This is a genomic window from Herbaspirillum sp. B65 (assembly GCF_000333555.1).
GTDB classification, from domain to species: domain Bacteria; phylum Pseudomonadota; class Gammaproteobacteria; order Burkholderiales; family Burkholderiaceae_D; genus Herbaspirillum; species Herbaspirillum rubrisubalbicans.
This window is the reverse complement of sequence record NZ_BADI01000807.1, coordinates 1-1,186: the sequence shown is the minus strand read 5'-3', so window position 1 is coordinate 1,186 and position 1,186 is coordinate 1. Positions and strand designations below refer to the sequence as shown.

Annotated in this window: 1 pseudogene; it reads right to left on the bottom strand. The window is 68.8% G+C overall.

The features are described from left to right. Nucleotides 1-10: 10 nt before the first annotated feature. Nucleotides 11-1,183: pseudogene (locus I5W_RS19315) on the bottom strand (putative inorganic carbon transporter subunit DabA); the annotation flags it as partial. Nucleotides 1,184-1,186 lie beyond the last annotated feature (3 nt).

The window sequence follows — 1,186 nt, the reverse complement described above, 5'->3', positions numbered from 1 at the left end:
TCTAGAGTCGCAGCAGGCCCGGCACCTTTGGGCGGCTGGCCTGGGTGGCCAGCGGCGTATAGGCTACCGGCAAGCCGAAGAAGCCGGCAAAGCCGAGCGTCTGTATGCCTGGTGACACCGCCTCCAGGGCGCGCCGCAGCGGTTCGCTGCGCACATCGATGCAGAAGGCGGCCTGCACTTGCACGCGCGCCGCATCCTGCGCACTGACCGCGCCCTGCTGCCGCAAGGCGCTTGCCAGTTGGCGCTGGTAACCAGCCTCCAGGGCGAGCTGCCAGAGTTCGTCCACCAGCAGTTCTTGCTGGGCCTGTTGCAAGCGTTCCTGGGAACGGGCCCAGGCTTGCTGCACGGTGTGGAAGGCGTGGCTGGCGGCGTCATCGTCCTTGCATTCCAGCAGCAAGGCGCCCCAGGCCATGCGGATGGCCAGCAGTTCGCGCAGGTGCTGGTCGCTGCTGCCTTCCAACTGCGCCTGCCAGCCCAGGTAAGCACACCAGGAGGCCCAGCCATTGACGGTCAACAGCACCGACTCCAGGTAGTCGGCCCAGACCTCGGGCGGCAGCGCCAGGCGTTGCATGACCCAGCGCTCCGCTTCACGGGCGCAGGCCGGGAGCGCCTTGATACCGTCGGCGATATGCGGCAGGCCCATCAACAGGCCGATGCCGTGGTCGTGCTCCAGCGTCTCGCGCCAGAAGGCGTACAGGCCACGACCGCGCTCGGGTTGCCAGTCGGCCTGGTGCTGGTCGAAGTAGGCGGCGCAGGTCTGGCTGACCTGGTGCGTGATGGCCTGACGCCAGGACAGCCGGGTGTGGCGCTGGGGGTCGTTGTCCAGCACGTCGATCAACAGCGGCAGGCGCGGCGGCAGAGCGGCCGAGGCCAGCGCCGCCAGGCAGTGCGCCGCATCCAAGCCGCGCTGCTGGGCTTGGCTGGATTGTGCCAGCGCATAGTCCAGATCGGCAGGGGTCACGCGGCCCTGGTCCCAGGCCTGCTGCAATTGGTCCCGCGGCGGAAATACCTGGATCCCACCCAGCAGGGCCATGCGGGCAGCCACCTGGCGCAGCGGCATCTTCACGCGCGACCAGTGCGGATTGACGGCGATGGCGCGGTCCAGGGGCCAGGCCGGGGCGATGGCGCCGCAAGCATCCACGCAGGCTTGCTGCAACTGCTGCTCCAGGGTGTCACTCCAGATCGA